Here is a 16,399-nt window from a genome sequence, read left to right on the forward strand (position 1 = left end):
TATAAATTATAAGTAAATATATGTTTTTTGAATTATTTACAAGCAGTATTTCTTATTTTTGGTAAAAATTTAACTCGATTTAATATATGCAACGCGACGAACAGATTTTTGAACTTATTCAAGCCGAAAAAGAGCGACAATTACACGGAATAGAACTCATAGCATCAGAAAATTTTGTAAGCGACCAAGTGATGGAAGCTGCAGGATCTGTACTAACAAATAAATATGCTGAAGGCTACCCAGGAAAACGCTACTATGGTGGTTGTGAGGTAGTTGATGAAGTAGAACAAATAGCAATTGATAGAGCAAAAACGTTATTTGGAGCCGAGTATGCTAATGTGCAACCACATTCTGGAAGTCAGGCAAACACTGCAGTATATCATGCTTGTTTAAAACCAGGAGATAAAATTTTAGGTTTTGACTTATCACATGGTGGACATTTAACCCATGGGTCTCCTGTAAATTTTTCAGGAAAATTATACAACCCAGTATTTTATGGCGTAGAAGAGGAGACAGGAGTTTTAAACTATGACAAAATCCAAGAGATTGCAACGCGTGAAAAACCACAATTAATCATTGCAGGAGCTTCTGCTTATTCTAGAGATATAGACTTTAAACGATTTAGAGCAATTGCAGATAGTGTTGGTGCTTTATTATTAGCGGATATATCGCATCCTTCAGGATTAATTGCAAAAGGTATTTTAAACGATCCGATTCCGCATTGTCATATAGTAACAACAACTACACATAAAACATTACGTGGTCCAAGAGGAGGTTTGATTTTAATGGGTAAAGATTTTGAAAACCCTTTTGGTCAAAAACTTAAAAACGGAAACTTAAAAATGATGTCATCACTTTTAGATTCTGGAGTATTCCCAGGAAACCAAGGTGGACCATTAGAGCATATTATTGCTGCTAAAGCTATAGCTTTTGGTGAAGCATTGACAGAACCATTTATGCATTACATGCTACAGGTTAAGAAAAATGCAGCAGCTATGGCAGATGCTTTTGTAAAGCGTGATTATAAAATTATTTCTGGCGGTACAGACAACCATATGATGTTAATTGACTTACGCAATAAAAATATTACAGGTAAAGATGCCGAAAAAGCTTTAGTAAAAGCAGATATAACCGTTAATAAAAACATGGTGCCTTTTGACGATAAGTCGCCTTTTGTAACTTCAGGAATTAGAGTAGGTACTGCAGCAATTACTACAAGAGGATTAAAAGAAAACGAAATGGAAACCATTGTTGACTTAATAGATCAAGTGATACAAAACCATGATAATGAAGATGTGCTTGACCAAATAGCTGTTAAAGTAAATGCTATGATGAGTGAGTTACCTCTTTTTAGTGCATAAAATAAAATTTAATATTTCGCTTTCGCGGAAAAAAAGCCAGCTTTTTAGCTGGCTTTTTTGTTTTATTATAAAATAGCTTCGCATTTTAGGTTTAACTCTCCGAGTTTTCTAAAGAAAACCCACCTCTCTTAAAAATAAGAGAGGAGCTTTTATGATTATGTTTTTGTTAAAAGTTTATAGTTTTGTACTCTCCTCTTTAATTAAAGAGGAGAATGAATTTCAGTTTTTTAAACTGAAAGAAAGAGGAGTTTTTACTCAAAAGTAATATGCTGATAAGCACCTAAATCTGGACTTGCAGTTCTGTTAATACCTAAAATATCTGTTGGTACTTGGTTAGCAAATGTGGAGTTACCTTGTCCGTTTGCAGCAGAATCGTCACCAATAATTAAATCATTTTCAAATGCATTTCTAAAGTTTGGATCTTGATTAAAAATCATATTTTCATAATGCGTGGTATCTTCAAAATTGTAGTTATCACTATTAAAAAAGTTGCTACCATCCTCAAAACGCAATAGACAATTAGTGAATTTAAAATTAAATGGGATTGGAGAAGTTTCATCCTGAAGCTCGTCAATTAGTAACTCTGGGTTATCATTTCCATAAATTATACAGTTACTAAAATTAGCTTCTGTTAATTCGGTTATAAACGCATTGTTATCTGCATCTGTCACAAAATTATTAATTAACAAAGCTGGAAACTGCCTAAAACTACTATTCCAATAATTAGCAATAGTAGAGTGTGTGACGTTGTATTTTCCGCCAAAAGTCGCGCCAAAACTAGATTGTCCAGCGTTGTTTAGTACAATGTTTTCTGCGGTTATTGAGGTGTTTCTACCTAAAATACCAAACGTACTTACGTTATAAATTTGAGAGTTGGTAATGGTTAATTTGTCTTGTGCAGCATCTGCATTACCATCGGATAAAATACCAACCGTTGCATTTTTTATAGTTGCATAATTAATGGTGTTATTTAAGCTGTTTTCAAATAGCCAAATGGTTCCCCATTGTCCAGGGACGTCACTAAATAAAGGTTCTAGACGGTCGCCTTCAAAAATAACTTCATTTTCTAATACTTCTTGATCGTTACTTAATGCACCATTAATATTTAGGGTAGCACCTTCACTAACTAATAAACCAGAATTGGCATGAAAATGAACACGTGCTCCAGCATTTACTGTTAGGGTTTCACCTGAAGGTACAGCAGCATAGCCATAAATAACATAGGGTTTTTCATTGGTAAAGGTTAACTCTTCAGGAAGTAACTCGCGACCCTGTATTTCGGTCTCTACTTGTTCACCATCAATGGTTAGTGTTAGTGTTTCAACAATTCCTGTGGTATTATCTCTGTCTGGATAGATAAACGTTGCATCTTTGACTAAGGTGACTAAATCAACATCCTGTTGGTTGTCGCCTGTATCAAATAATATTTTATCAGTGTATAAAAATTCGTTGCCTTGTAAAGGCTCTGTATTGGTATTAAATGTGGTTTCTATAAAAATAAACAGACTGTCTTTTGCTAATAACTGTACATTGTCAAAGCTTTTACCAGCTTGTCCATCTAAATTTAGTCTGTAACCAGAATTGTCACCATTTTCTAATCTAACCGAAGGTATTGAGATATCTTCGTCACTTGAATTGTACACTTTTAAATTGTAGGTACTAGAGCCAATATTAGCAAAAATGGTATCTAAATAGACCGTGTCTTTAGAGAAACCTAAATTTCCGGTGCTTGCTTGAAATTCAAAATCTTTACGACAAGAACTCCATAACAAAATAAAACCAATACAGCAGATTAAATATAGCGTACGCTTCATAAATTGTAATTGTAACTTTGGTTGACTAAAATATAACTTTTGAATTTATGATTTAGTATGATAAGCGTTTAATTCTTTAATAACAGAACGCTAATTTTCAACAAATTTAACTTCAAACAGTTTGTCCCAACGTTTACCTGTTAAGAAAAACGTCTGTGTGTCTGGATTGTAAGCAATTCCGTTAAGGCAATTTTCGTTAATAGAAAAATTAGAAATTTGTTTCGTTAATGGAATGCAGTTAATTACTGCTTCTTCAGCACCATTTTTAGGATTAATGATGGCAATACCATTCTTTTCCCAAATATTAGCATATAGTTTATTGTTAGCCCATTCAATTTCGTTTAAACGTCCAATTTTTCCTTTGGTAGAATATACTTGGATATAATCTTCTTCAACAAGCGTATCTGGATTTAAGGTCCATATCAAACTGGTACCATCACTTTTATATAATTTGTTACCATCATTTGCAAAACCCCAACCTTCTTGACTTTTTCCGTAATTAAAGCTTCCTTTTTTTTCTAAAGTTTCAGCATCATAAGTAAAACCTTTTTTTGCTTGCCAAGTCAGGTGGTAAATGGTATTGTTAAGTACAGTCATACCTTCTCCAAAATAGTTGTCTGGAATAGCTGTTTCTGCAATAACTTTTCCTGTTTTGTAGTCTATTTTTCTAATTTTAGATTCGCCATATTGACCAGTACTTTCATATAAAATTCCATTGTAAAATTCTAAACCTTGTGTGAAAGAGGTCTTATCATGCGGAAACACATTTACAATTTCTAGGGACAGAATTTTTGGATCTTTATCGTTTAGTAGCGTTAATTGTTGGTTGACAATTGCAGTTTCACCATTAAAATTAATAGTAGTTTTTAAATTGTGCTCGCCTAATTTAAAATCTGTAAGTGGTTGTTTTGCTTTAATAGTTTTACCATCCAGCTCATAACTTACCGAAGAGACTTCTAAGTTTTTAGGATTTTTAAGTGATAATTCTAGAGTTTTATCAATACTTATAGTCCCATTTTTGGCATTAGTAGTAATAGAAAAACTCTTTTTTTGCTGTTCTAAATTTGCTCCGCAGGACACAAGAATAATAGCTAAAAATATGATGGTGAGGTGTTTAAATACTTTCATGTTATAAACTTAATTTGAGAGCAAGTTATTTATTAAAATTCATTTTAAAAAATCATTGTGAAAAATTTAAAAGTATGTATCTTTGCAGCTGGCAAGTCCTACACAACCAGCTCCTGCTGAATCCTCCAGGTCGGGAACGAAGCAAAGGTACGCGGTCGTAGCGGTGTGATGTAGGTAGCTTGCCTTTTTTTGTACCCAAAACTTTCCTTTTAAAAGTGTATTTTTGCTTAAACACAAACTAATTTAATTGTATGTCTAAAGTTGTATTAATTACTGGTGGTTCTTCTGGAATAGGCAAATCTATAGGTGAGTATTTAACAGATAAAGGGTTTACCGTTTATGGGACTAGTAGAAACCCTTCTAATTATACTAACTCCAAATTTAAATTAGTGGCTTTAGATGTTAACGATACTAATACTATAGCAAACGCTGTACAAACTGTTATTGGAGCAGAAGGGAAGTTGGATGTGTTAGTAAATAATGCTGGTGTTGGGATAAATGGTGCTGTAGAGGAAATTCCGCAAGAGCAAATCCAACATAATTTTAATACCAATTTTTTTGGACCTATAAACGTGATTAAAGCGGTTTTACCTCACATGCGTAAACAACAGTCTGGCTTGGTTATAAATATTACTTCTATTGCTGGATATATGGGATTACCTTATAGAGGAATTTACAGTGCAAGTAAAGGTGCTTTAGAGATTGTTACCGAAGCTTTGCGCATAGAAACTAAAGATTTTGGTGTACAATTTACTAACATTGCTCCTGGTGATTTTGCCACCAATATTGCTGCTGGACGTTATCATGCTCCTGTATTAAAAGACTCACCATATACAAAGTACCCAAATGTATTAAAAGATATTGACGACCATGTAGATAATAGTAGCTCGCCTATTGCAGTTGCTAAAAAAGTATATCAAGTTATCAATACTAAAAATCCTAAAATACATTACAAGGTTGGTGCTTTTATGCAGAAATTTTCGATAGTATTAAAATTTTTGTTACCAGATAAGGTGTATGAGAAGATGTTAATTAATCACTATAAATTGTAGAATTAAAAGTGAAAAGTGACTAGTAAAAAGTAGTTGTTTCTTTCATGATAGTTCTCTCATTGCGCTTAGTAAATCAAAATGTTAATATCATTTCATATCATTTTTTTTGTCACTAAAGTTTAATTGTAACTTTGTAGTGCGTTAAGGATGGAATACTTCGTCTTCGCTTAGTACAAGCTTTCTGCTTGAGCGTCTCGAAGAGAGCGAGTAGTGACAGCCTATTAAAACGACCAAAAAAAATTATTAAACACAACTTAAATATATTTTAAATGAAATTTTTTATTGATACTGCCAATTTAGACCAGATTAGAGACGCCCAAGATATGGGTATTTTAGATGGAGTGACGACTAATCCATCTTTAATGGCTAAAGAAGGTATTACAGGTCATGATAATATCATGAAACATTATGTTGATATTTGTAATATTGTAGATGGTGATGTGAGTGCAGAGGTAATATCGACTGACTTTGAAGGAATGGTTAGAGAAGGTGAAGCACTTGCCGAATTACATGACCAAATCGTGGTTAAATTACCAATGATTAAAGATGGTGTTAAAGCTTGTAAATACTTTAGTGATAAAGGAATTAAAACTAATGTCACATTAGTATTTTCTCCAGGACAAGCGTTATTAGCTGCTAAAGCTGGTGCAACTTATGTAAGTCCGTTTATTGGTCGTTTGGACGATATCTCTACAGACGGTTTAAATCTAATTGCAGAAATTAGACATATCTATGATAACTACGCTTTTGAAACAGAAATACTTGCTGCTTCTGTACGTCATACCATGCATGTTATTGATTGTGCTAAATTAGGTGCAGATGTGATGACTGGTCCTTTAAGCTCTATTGAAGGCTTATTGAAACACCCTTTAACAGATATTGGATTGGCTAAGTTTTTAGCAGATTATAAAAAAGGAAACTAATTGCAGTAAAAAGTAATTAGTAATTAGTGTAAAGTAAACAGTATATATTTTACTATTAAATAAAAAAATCCCAAGCTAGCTTGGGATTTTTTTTGTTATTGTAATTGGTCTGTGGTGTCTTTGTCGTCTATTCGTTTCCAGATGTGCTCAGAGTTTAGGTAAAAGCTACCTATAAAATCAAAATCACATTGGTCTGGTGCTATAATAGATAAAAAGGGTTGTCCGTTTTTATCTCTGTATAAATGGTAAGTGTCTCCAATTATTGGTTGAAAGCTAAACTTAGCGTTATAAACCAAATTGTTATATTCAAGCTCTGCCATCATTTTTTCATATTCTGCTTTTAGCTCTAAATATTTAGCCTTTATCTGCTGGTTAGCTTTGTGGACGTTTTTGTTTTTCCAAGTAATATTTTCGGTAACTTTTATAGCAGGAGCACCAACATTAGTTGCATAAGGTTTTAATGCTGCGTCGTATTTTTGAGTCTCTTCATTAAAGACAATATTATCAGGTTTTTTAGTGTCTGACATTCTTTTTCTTTTTTTACAAAGATACTAATAACGATACATATAATTATTTTTATACTTAAAACACCTTGGTTTTTAACCTAATTTTAAGAGCTACAAGATAACATGGAGCAACCAACCTTGTGTCTTGCCCATTCTGGTCGTTTTGCAAACCATTTTTCGTGTTTTGGTTGCTCTGCATAAGGTTGTTTTAATAAATTGAATAAGTCATCAATAAGTTTGTAGTCGCCTTTGTTAGCATCATCTATAGCTAATTGCGCCATGTAATTGCGTAACACGTATTTTGGGTTGACGCTGTTCATGTTTTCTTTTTTCGCTTTCGCTGAAATTGGGTCGCGTTGTAAACGGTCTGCATAGCTATCAAACCATAAATTCCATCTGTTTTTTACCGCTTCGGTTACCGTTTTAATCTCGTAAAACGACTCACGAATAATCTGTAATCCGTTAGTAGGTGTTGCACTATCAAAATTGGCTAGGTTTCTAAAAAAGATAGTCATATCAGTTTCGGTTAACTGTAAACAGTCTTCTAATTCCTGAATCAGGTTGGCATCTTTAGGTTCTTCGGTTGACAAACCTATTTTACTTCGCATCATTTGAAGATATTTAGCTTCTTTTTGAATGGCATAATTTGCTAAAACAGCTTCTAATCCTTCAGCTTCTTCAATTAAAGGATATAACGCGTTTGCTAATTGGTATAAATTCCAGTGTACAATATCTGGTTGTGCACCAAAACGGTAGCGTTTGTGTTGGCTGTCTGTAGTATTTGGTGTCCAACCAGGCTCATAACCCTCAAGCCATCCGTAAGGACCATAATCTATGGTTAGCCCTAAAATAGATAGGTTATCAGTATTCATCACACCATGCGTAAATCCTACACGTTGCCAATGGATTACCATATCTAAATTGCGTAAAGCAACTTCGTTAAAAAACGAGACATAGGTTTGTTTATTTATCTCTGTTTCTCGAAACGATTCTTCCGTACCACCAGGATCACTCGAAGTGAAGAGATGCTTAAAATGTGTCTTGATTGTATAATCTACAAGTGTTTTTAGGGTTTCTGTATCGTTTCTTGCTGCAAAAATCTCAAAGCTACCAAAGCGTAAAAAGCTTGGTGACACACGACAGACTATTGCACCTTTTTCGTATTCCGGATTACCGTTGTACATCACATCACGTAGCACTTGGTCACCAGAAAGTGCTAAACTTAATGCTCTTGTGGTTGGTACACCTAAGTGGTGCATGGCTTCGCTACATAAATATTCTCTAATAGAGCTTCTTAAAACTGCTAATCCATCTGCAGTTCTGGAATACGGTGTTTCTCCAGCACCTTTTAACTGTAGTTTCCAGTTTTGGTTGTTATGCTCGATTTCAAATAAATTAATAGCGCGACCATCACCTAATTGTCCAGCCCAATGACCAAATTGGTGACCACCATAGCACATGGCATACGGATTAGTATTTTCTAAAACAGTATTACCAGTAAAAATGTTTAAAAACTGTTTGCGTTTAGCATCGTTTTCTGATAAACCTAACTCCTTAAGCATCTCTGGAGAAACATGTAACAACTTTGGATTAGATGTTTGTTTTGGTTTAACATAACTGTAGCAAGCTTTTGTGACTTGACGTCTTGTATTTTCCAAAATTGGATCTGCAGGTAAGTTAGAGGTAAAGGTATGTTTAGGATTAATGTTCATTTAGTAGTACTTGTTTTAACAAAGATACGTATTCAAAGTTATAGAAAGATGTAAGTAACACGCCTTGTATATGGTATTGATTATTCTTTTTTTTAGAATGGAAATTAATGGTTTAAAGTGTTAAAAATAAATTTATTTAAATTTTCTGATTAATGTCATAAATAGTTGATAATAAAAAGTTTAATTTTAATTGGTAAAATTTAAAGTATGTCAAATAGCACCAATTTACAACAGCAACTTTATCAGAATCTTGGTAAATTATTTTATGCCATAGCTATGTCTGATGGAGTAGTTGAAAATTCAGAAATTGAAGCTTTAAAAAAAGCAGTACATAATCTATGGAATAATAGTAAAGATGCTGTTGTAATGGTTGATGCTTTTCATTGGCTAAATGACGATAGAGAGTATACTTCAGAACAATGTTTTAAGAGTTTTACACAATTTAAAAAAGCAAATCAAGACCTTTTTTCAGAGGAAATTAAAAAGAAAATTAAAGACACTGCAATAGCTATTGCATCAAGTTTTGCAAAAACTAATAAGTCGGAACTATTACTATTAGCCAAACTAGAAATAGAATTAAATAAGGATTAGTTAATTTATAAATACAGAAAACATGTTTAAAAATTTAGAAGAAAAAGAAATCAAATACATTCTTGAAAATAATTACATAGGACATATTGGCTATATTTATAAAAATAGTCCTTATGTCGTGCCTATCACATATTATTATGATCAAGAGATTAATGCTATAATTTGTTACTCTGCAGATGGACATAAGATGCAAGCACTTAGAATTAAACCAGAAGTCTGTCTACAAATTAGTAACATAGAACATGTTACTAGTTGGAAATCTGTTTTAGTGCACGGTATTTTTGAACAAAAATATGGAAGTGATGCTAAATCCTATTTGCATAAATTTTCTTTGGGAGTTAAAGATATTATTCTAGAAAAAGAGCATAAAAAAGCAAGTTTTATAGATGAGTTTTCCAGTAAAAAACACGACGATAATATTCCAGCAGTTTTTTTAATTAAAATTGAAGAAATTACTGGTAAAAAAAGAAATGCCTGATAGAAGTTAAGTTTAAAGGATGTTTAACAGATTATTAATAAACTATACACCTATACAAAAACCATACATCTTGATTTTTTAAAGTTTTTAAAGTCATTTAATGCTATATTGAAGAACTAACTTTAAAAATATAATACATGAAAAAAGGTGTTTTTCTACTTTTAATTGCTGCAGTTTCTGCATTAGGTGGTTTATTATTTGGATATGATACAGGTGTCATAAATGGCGCGCAATTTTTTTTAACAGAGCATTTTAGTTTAAGCGATGGATTAAAAGGTTGGGTTGTTGGTAGTGCATTATTAGGATGCTTTGTCGGAGCTATAGTTGCAGGACCTTTAAGTATTAAAATAGGTAGAAAATGGTCATTGATTATATCTGCTATCTTTTTCACATTATCAGCTTATGGCTCAGGTTTACCTGAACTGTTTCCACAATCGGTAAGCATGTTAGTGTTTTTTAGAATATTAGGTGGTTTAGGTATTGGAATTGCTTCTATGAACGCGCCAATGTACATTGCAGAAATAGCACCATCAAATATAAGAGGACGAATGGTTACCTATTACCAATTAGCTATTGTGATAGGCTTTTTTGTTGTGTTTTTAGCAACCTATTACATAGGAAATAATCTAACAGAAGCTGAAAATATTGAGTTTGGATGGCGTCGTATGTTTTGGTCAGAATTAATACCTAGTGGTTTATTTTTAATTCTCTTATTTTTTGTACCTAAAAGTCCAAGATGGTTAGCATTAAAAGGACAAGATGATGAAGCGTTACTAGTTTTAAATAAAATTAATGGAGAAACTGAAGCTTTACAAGAAATGAAGCAAATCAAAGACTCTTTAAACGAAAGTAATGATGGTATTAAGGTGAGTTATTTCTCTAAAGCTATTTTAGTAATTATTGCTATAGGTACAGTGTTGTCTATGTTGCAACAATTTACAGGGATTAATGCAGTATTATATTACGGAGCAGATATCTTTGAAAAAGCATTAGGATTTGGTAAAGAAGATGTCTTGGCACAGCAAATATTATTAGCGTTTGTCAATTTAGTATTCACTTTTGTAGCCATGTTTACGGTAGATAAATTTGGACGTAAGCCATTATTATACATTGGATCTGTGGGTATGATTGTTGGATTTTTATTGTTGGGTATATCATTACAACAACAAAATGTTGGAATGATTTCTTTAATAGGAGTGTTGCTATTTATTGCTTCTTTTGCATTATCAATGGGACCTGTAGTATGGGTGTTATTATCAGAAATGTTTCCAAACAAAATTAGAAGTGTTGCTATGTCTGTAGCTGTAGCTGCACAATGGGCAGCAAATTATGTAGTATCTCAATCTTTCCCTATGGTTATGGGTAGCGAAACTAATAATAGTGCACCATGGAACGGGTCGTTACCATATTTTATATTTATAGCTTTTATTTTAATAATTGTATTTGTAACCTATAAATTTATACCAGAAACCAAAGGAAAATCTCTAGAAGAGATTGAAGGATTTTGGAAATAATTTTACAATAATTTATATAAAAAAATCACAACTTTCGTTGTGATTTTTTTTTGTTATTAATCAATGTTTAATAGTTGTGTTTCCGAAATTAATCCTCCAGACTCAGAAACACCTTCTATAAATAGTTTAATTTCATTTTGATAGTAAATAGGAATAGTCACTTTTTTTGAGGTGTTAGCTTCAATGACCATATTAGGTTTCCAGGATAATGCACCAAATTCTCTAAAAGTAGAATTGGCATAAGAAGGGTATTTAGGAGAATAATATTGCTTTTCTGTACTAAAACCTACAGGAAAATTAATTGTAGAGAAATTAGAGCTATTAGAAGCATATTCTTGAGGTAATAATGTGTAAATATAAATGACTTCTCCTAGTTGACCTGGATCTCTTCCATAAAACACTTCTTTTACAGCATTTGTATTTAAATTTTCAATCACCCAAAGATTAAATGTAACTTCTTTATCATCTAAATAAACTCTTACGGTTGGACGTTTAAATCCTTCATTATCCTCATTTCCGCTTGCAGAAGTAGTCCCAGTAATAGCGCCTTCTGAGTCATATGAATTAATTTGTCTGTTATCCGAAATCAATCCCCTTGGTGAAAATCCAGTTGCAGTAGAATATCCGTAACCTTTAAATTTTAAAAACTCAATAATAGTTTCACCAGACGGAATCATTATATTTTCCATTTTCGCGCTTCTTAACATAGACACAGCGCCATAAGGATTATTCTCTAATTCTCGCTTATTAGAACCCAAAATGACTTCATCTAATAATGTATAATCTTCAAAAATGCTACTGAACCCTGCAACTTCTAATTCGATTGTTTTATCATTAGTAATATTACTTGAATTGAAAGTCTCATTAATATAGGTGTTGCTGTACGATAGGGATGGTGATATTTTAAAGATATTATCGTTGGTTCTTAACCCAAAATCTATGGTACTATGTTTTTTAATAAAGGTGTTTTCTAATATTAAAGGGGTTTGTGTGTTTGTAATTTGTCTAACTAAATTGTTTTCTTTAGAAAACATTAAAACAGATTGATTAGACTTTATTTTTTTATTAAAAGTTGCGGTTACATCTATACCATTTTCAAAACTATAATTCTTCTCTGTAGCATTATTAAATATATTATCCCAGCTGTATTTACTCCAACCTTGAGTTAATAATAGCAAGTCTAAATCTTTATAATTGTTGTTAAAATAATATTGCGGATTTTCAATAACACCCTTTATATAGGGATTAAGAAGAATTTGAGATTTAATGTTACTATTAGGCTTATACGCTTTAGTTTCTGCAGGTAAAAAAGAAGCGCTTAGCACTATTTTTTCGTTTGAAATATTTGTTAGTGTTGTGGTAATTGAATCGTTTTTTGCTTTAGAATTTGTAATCAATAAAGGGTTGTCAAATTCCACAAACTCATTAAATATCAGTCGCTCTAGAATAGGTGCATTATTATCATTAAAAATGGTAATTATGTTAACACCTTTAGAAAGTTCACTTTTTGGTAATACTAACGCATAGGTTAAATCATTGCGGTTAAAATCAAAAAATATATTCTTGAAACTTCTGGTATTGTGTATCAATACACGATATTTTTTATCTGCTAATTGATTTAAAGATAATTTGTTAGTTAAAATATTTAAAACAAAGGAATCATCTAATGGTAGTGTGTTAATTGTTACTCCTGTTTGCTTAGGTAATGTCGTTTTTTTGTTTAAAACCGTTCCGTTAGATAGTGTTGCTTCAAAAGTGTAAATCTCATTATCTTTTATTTTCAAATTTACGTTTGAAAAACCTAATAGGTTGGTTTCAAATTCTGCAATTATTTCTCCAGATGCAGTTTTAACTTTTCCTTCTTTAATTTTAACTCCTTGATTATTGGCATTTTTAATAAGAATGCCAATATTGTTAATGGTATTGGCAAGAAGATGACCGCCTTCTGGGAAGAGTTTAAATTCAAAAAAATCTTCTTCATTAAGAGATTTACTTTTGTTTTTTTGATCAGATAGAATTGATATTTTTTGAGTAAAAGAATGGTCTTCATTAAAATTACGCATCCAATTGGTTGATGCTTTAATGTAGTAGTCGTCTTTAGTAAATGTAGAATCTATTGGTATGTTAGCATATCCAATTCCATTTTTTATATGGATTAGATGTTGCTCTTTTTTATTTCCTAACTCGTCAAATAGGGTAACATATAGATTTGACGTTGTTGGGTGTAATAAATTTGAATTTTGTTCTAAAACATAGGCTTGAAACCAGATGTCTTCACCTTTTAAAAAGCTAGTTTTGTTTAAATGTAAATATGGTAATTCTCTTGTATCCTGAAAGTAATTAATATATAAACTATCTAAATTCTGTGAGAACGATTGTGCAGAACAAAAAAGTAATGCAAAATAAAAAAGGAGTAGTTTTCTCATAAAATTGATAGATGGATTAATTATGTAAATTACATATTTACTATATCAAAGTAAAACAAAATTTAAATCCAATTCAAAATATTAAGACAAAAAAAAATCACAACTTTCGTTGTGATTTTAATGTTTTGCGGAGAAAGAGGGATTCGAACCCCCGGAGGTGTGACCCTCAACAGTTTTCAAGACTGCCGCATTCGACCACTCTGCCATTTCTCCTTGAGTGCCTCATTGGATATTCTCCAAATGCGAGTGCAAATATAGATAGGTTTTTAGTTCTATTCAAATAAAAAATGTGATTTTTTTTAAAAATATGAAAACCAACTTTTTAAAACTTTAATAGTATTATAATTTAAATCTATTTGTCTTTTAATCATTATTGGCTACTTAAGTTTTATTTTTGTACAAAATTAAACTATGGATATATTAAAACAGCTTAATTGGCGTTACGCAACTAAAAGCTTTGATGCCAACAAGATTATTTCAGATAAAGACATTAATATTTTATCTGAAGCTTTTAATTTAACAGCAACATCCTATGGTTTGCAACCCCTTAAATTACTTATTATTAAGGATAAACCATTACAATCAAAATTGATTCCTTATTCTTTTCATCAAAAACAAGTAGGAGAGGCGTCACACCTTTTAGTGTTTTGTATAGAAACAGAAATGGACTCAGAATTTGTAATTAACTATTTTGATAGAGTAAAAGATATACGTGACACTCCAGAAGATATTTTAAGTCCCTTTAAAACTTTTTTAATTGAAGATTTTAAATCTAAAACCCAACTTGAAAAAGAAAACTGGGCCACAAAACAAGCCTATTTAGCAATGGGAAATTTGTTAACTACCTGTGCTTTATTAAATATTGACGCTTGCCCAATGGAAGGTTTTATTCCTGAAGAATATGACCGAATGTTAAAATTAGATAGCAAGCACCTTAAATCTGTATTAGTAATGCCCATTGGTTATCGTGCTGAAGACGATTTTATGGCAGAGCTTAAAAAAGTTAGAAAACCAATTAAAGAAAGCGTTATCATGTGGTAACACAATAAAATGGCAAGATTATTGTTATTTTATAAAATATAATATTTTTGTAAAGCTTTACATTCTTTAAAATGAAAAAATTACTACTTCTTTTTGCTCTATGTGTTTCATTTTCTATTCATGCACAAGATGATGAAGAATTTAACTCAAATTTAAATTGGCTAACAGATCTAAGTGAAGCCAAAGCAGAATCTGAGTCCTCTAATAAACCAATTCTTATTTATTTTACAGGAAGCGATTGGTGTGCACCTTGTAAAATGTTAAAACAAGACTTTTTTAATACTGAAAAATTTGAAGAAAAAGCAGAACAATTTGTACTGTTAATGATTGACATGCCAAGACGCACCGATATTATAACAGAAGAACAAAAAGAAAAAAATAAAATAGTAGTTAGTAAATACAATGCTTCTGGAGGGTATCCTAACTTAGTAGCGTTAAACGATAAACTAAATATTATTGGCGAATTATCTGGTTATACATTTTTACGAGAAACCGATAGGCATTTTGCTTTCATAGATTCTATTTTAGAAAATTACTAATTGTAATTAATCACAATATTTAAAAACGTCTAAAATTATTTTTAGACGTTTTTTTTATTGCATTATTTCTTTTAGATTTGATTTTTAACCAATATTTAATAAATGCCAGGATTTGAACGCTTTGGAAAACTAGAGCGAAAAGAAGTAGAAGATGTTTTAGACAATGGTGTTTTAATGCGTTATGGTTTTGATGCTATGCGCAATGGACATTATAAAGCCCAATCTTTAGAAAAAGAATTACAACACACTTTACAAGTTAAACACGCACAATTAGTTACTAATGGTACTGCAGCAGTGTCTGTTGCATTGGCATTAGCAGGAGTTGGAGCAGGAGACGAAGTAATTATTCCTTGTTTTACATTTGTAGCTAGTTTTGAAGCGGTCATGATGCTAGGAGCTATCCCAGTTTTAGTTGATATTGATGATACACTAACACTTAATCCAGAAGCTGTAAAACAAGCTATTACCCCAAAAACAAAAGCAATTATGCCTGTTCATATGTGTGGTAGTATGGCAGATTTAGACGCTTTAAAAGCTATTTGTACTGCTAATAATTTAAAACTTGTAGAAGATGCTTGCCAAGCAATTGGTGGGACTTATAAAGGAAAATACTTAGGGACATACGGAGATTTAGGATGTTTTAGTTTTGATTTTGTAAAAACTATAACTTGTGGCGAAGGTGGAGCTGTAGTGACTAATAACTCAGATTACGCTGTATTAGCCGATCAGTTTACAGATCATGGACATGATCATATTGGTAACGATAGAGGAGCAGAGTTACATCCGTATTTAGGCTATAATTTCAGAATTTCAGAATTAAGTGCTGCTGTAGGATTAGCACAAGTAAGACGATTAAAAGATTTTATAGCTGTACAGAAAAAACACTATACCATATTAAGAGAGGCCTTATCAACAATTCCTGAGGTAACCTTTAGAAGAGTCCCAGAAGGAGGTGAGGAGAGCTATGCGTTTTTAAACTTTTTTCTTCCAGATTTAGAGACTACCAGAAAAGTTGCAGCTTCATTTAAAGACAATGGTGTTGATGCTTGTTTTCATTATTACGACAATAATTGGCATTATGTTAGAAAATGGGAGCATTTAACTAACTTAAAATCTATTTATCCAATCTCAAAAGAAGTAAAAGAAGGTATGTCTTACCTTAAAACCAAAACTTTTACCGCATCAGATAATTACATTGGTCGTAATTTATCTTGCTTAATAAAACTGTCTTGGACAGAAGACCAAGTCAAACAACGCGCTCAACTAATGGTTGACGCTATAAATCGTTCGCTTTAATTATTAATTTTTAAAACC

General features: G+C 31.8%; 14 protein-coding genes, 1 tRNA gene and 1 other RNA gene. 10 read left to right on the forward strand and 6 right to left on the reverse strand.

The window, feature by feature from the left end; translation table 11 throughout:
* Nucleotides 1–86: 86 nt before the first annotated feature.
* Nucleotides 87–1,361: a serine hydroxymethyltransferase gene (gene glyA, locus LY08_RS04595; protein ID WP_111659254.1), complete on the forward strand. Its 1,275-nt coding sequence runs from the start codon at nucleotides 87–89 to the stop codon at nucleotides 1,359–1,361.
* A gap of 251 nt (nucleotides 1,362–1,612) precedes the next feature.
* Here glyA and LY08_RS04600 read toward each other — a convergent pair whose 3' ends face one another.
* A complete protein-coding gene (locus tag LY08_RS04600; RefSeq protein ID WP_111659255.1) occupies nucleotides 1,613–3,175 on the reverse strand; it encodes a hypothetical protein in 1,563 nt (520 codons plus the stop codon).
* A gap of 90 nt (nucleotides 3,176–3,265) precedes the next feature.
* On the reverse strand, nucleotides 3,266–4,303 hold the full coding sequence (locus LY08_RS04605; protein WP_111659256.1) for a glutaminyl-peptide cyclotransferase: 1,038 nt from the start codon (nucleotides 4,301–4,303) through the stop codon (nucleotides 3,266–3,268).
* A gap of 89 nt (nucleotides 4,304–4,392) precedes the next feature.
* On the opposite strand from LY08_RS04605, the gene ffs reads away from it, so the two are divergent.
* From ffs to fsa, 3 genes are all read left to right on the forward strand, one after another.
* An RNA gene (ffs, locus tag LY08_RS04610) (signal recognition particle sRNA small type) lies at nucleotides 4,393–4,491 on the forward strand.
* A 63-nt stretch (nucleotides 4,492–4,554) separates the two neighbouring features.
* Entirely contained in the window at nucleotides 4,555–5,355 is an 801-nt protein-coding gene (locus LY08_RS04615; protein WP_111659257.1) for an SDR family oxidoreductase, read from the forward strand.
* A 269-nt stretch (nucleotides 5,356–5,624) separates the two neighbouring features.
* The gene (fsa, locus tag LY08_RS04620) at nucleotides 5,625–6,278 is read left to right on the forward strand and encodes a fructose-6-phosphate aldolase (protein ID WP_111659258.1); all 654 of its coding nucleotides are present in this window, start codon (nucleotides 5,625–5,627) and stop codon (nucleotides 6,276–6,278) included.
* Between the two features lie 95 nt (nucleotides 6,279–6,373).
* On the opposite strand, the gene LY08_RS04625 is transcribed toward fsa, so the two are convergent.
* Both LY08_RS04625 and LY08_RS04630 read right to left on the reverse strand, forming a co-directional pair.
* Nucleotides 6,374–6,805: a DUF2452 domain-containing protein gene (locus LY08_RS04625; RefSeq protein ID WP_111659259.1), complete on the reverse strand. Its 432-nt coding sequence runs from the start codon at nucleotides 6,803–6,805 to the stop codon at nucleotides 6,374–6,376.
* A gap of 83 nt (nucleotides 6,806–6,888) precedes the next feature.
* Nucleotides 6,889–8,496: a protein adenylyltransferase SelO gene (locus LY08_RS04630; RefSeq protein ID WP_111659260.1), complete on the reverse strand. Its 1,608-nt coding sequence runs from the start codon at nucleotides 8,494–8,496 to the stop codon at nucleotides 6,889–6,891.
* A gap of 207 nt (nucleotides 8,497–8,703) precedes the next feature.
* Between LY08_RS04630 and LY08_RS04635 the strand changes: the two genes are divergently transcribed.
* The 3 genes from LY08_RS04635 to LY08_RS04645 all read left to right on the forward strand — a co-directional run bounded on the left by LY08_RS04635 (nucleotide 8,704) and on the right by LY08_RS04645 (nucleotide 11,079).
* Nucleotides 8,704–9,087 (forward strand): hypothetical protein, encoded by a 384-nt coding sequence (locus LY08_RS04635; RefSeq protein WP_111659261.1) that lies wholly within the window; start codon nucleotides 8,704–8,706, stop codon nucleotides 9,085–9,087.
* 22 nt (nucleotides 9,088–9,109) lie between these two features.
* Nucleotides 9,110–9,565 carry a pyridoxamine 5'-phosphate oxidase family protein gene (locus LY08_RS04640; protein WP_111659262.1) on the forward strand — a complete coding sequence of 152 codons (456 nt, stop codon included), beginning with the start codon at nucleotides 9,110–9,112 and terminating at the stop codon, nucleotides 9,563–9,565.
* Nucleotides 9,566–9,702: 137 nt separating this feature from the next.
* The gene (locus tag LY08_RS04645) at nucleotides 9,703–11,079 is read left to right on the forward strand and encodes a sugar porter family MFS transporter (RefSeq protein ID WP_111659263.1); all 1,377 of its coding nucleotides are present in this window, start codon (nucleotides 9,703–9,705) and stop codon (nucleotides 11,077–11,079) included.
* 56 nt (nucleotides 11,080–11,135) lie between these two features.
* On the opposite strand, the gene LY08_RS04650 is transcribed toward LY08_RS04645, so the two are convergent.
* Entirely contained in the window at nucleotides 11,136–13,505 is a 2,370-nt protein-coding gene (locus tag LY08_RS04650; RefSeq protein WP_111659264.1) for a hypothetical protein, read from the reverse strand.
* A gap of 128 nt (nucleotides 13,506–13,633) precedes the next feature.
* Nucleotides 13,634–13,718, reverse strand: a tRNA-Ser gene (locus LY08_RS04655).
* Nucleotides 13,719–13,916: 198 nt separating this feature from the next.
* Here LY08_RS04655 and LY08_RS04660 point away from each other — a divergent pair.
* The 3 genes from LY08_RS04660 to LY08_RS04670 all read left to right on the forward strand — a co-directional run bounded on the left by LY08_RS04660 (nucleotide 13,917) and on the right by LY08_RS04670 (nucleotide 16,381).
* Nucleotides 13,917–14,546 carry an NAD(P)H-dependent oxidoreductase gene (locus LY08_RS04660; RefSeq protein ID WP_111659265.1) on the forward strand — a complete coding sequence of 210 codons (630 nt, stop codon included), beginning with the start codon at nucleotides 13,917–13,919 and terminating at the stop codon, nucleotides 14,544–14,546.
* A 71-nt stretch (nucleotides 14,547–14,617) separates the two neighbouring features.
* A complete protein-coding gene (locus tag LY08_RS04665) occupies nucleotides 14,618–15,085 on the forward strand; it encodes a thioredoxin family protein (protein ID WP_111659266.1) in 468 nt (155 codons plus the stop codon).
* A gap of 102 nt (nucleotides 15,086–15,187) precedes the next feature.
* Entirely contained in the window at nucleotides 15,188–16,381 is a 1,194-nt protein-coding gene (locus LY08_RS04670; protein WP_111659267.1) for a DegT/DnrJ/EryC1/StrS family aminotransferase, read from the forward strand.
* Nucleotides 16,382–16,399 lie beyond the last annotated feature (18 nt).

Origin of the sequence: Olleya aquimaris, from assembly GCF_003259525.1 — a bacterium.
GTDB lineage: Bacteria > Bacteroidota > Bacteroidia > Flavobacteriales > Flavobacteriaceae > Olleya > Olleya aquimaris.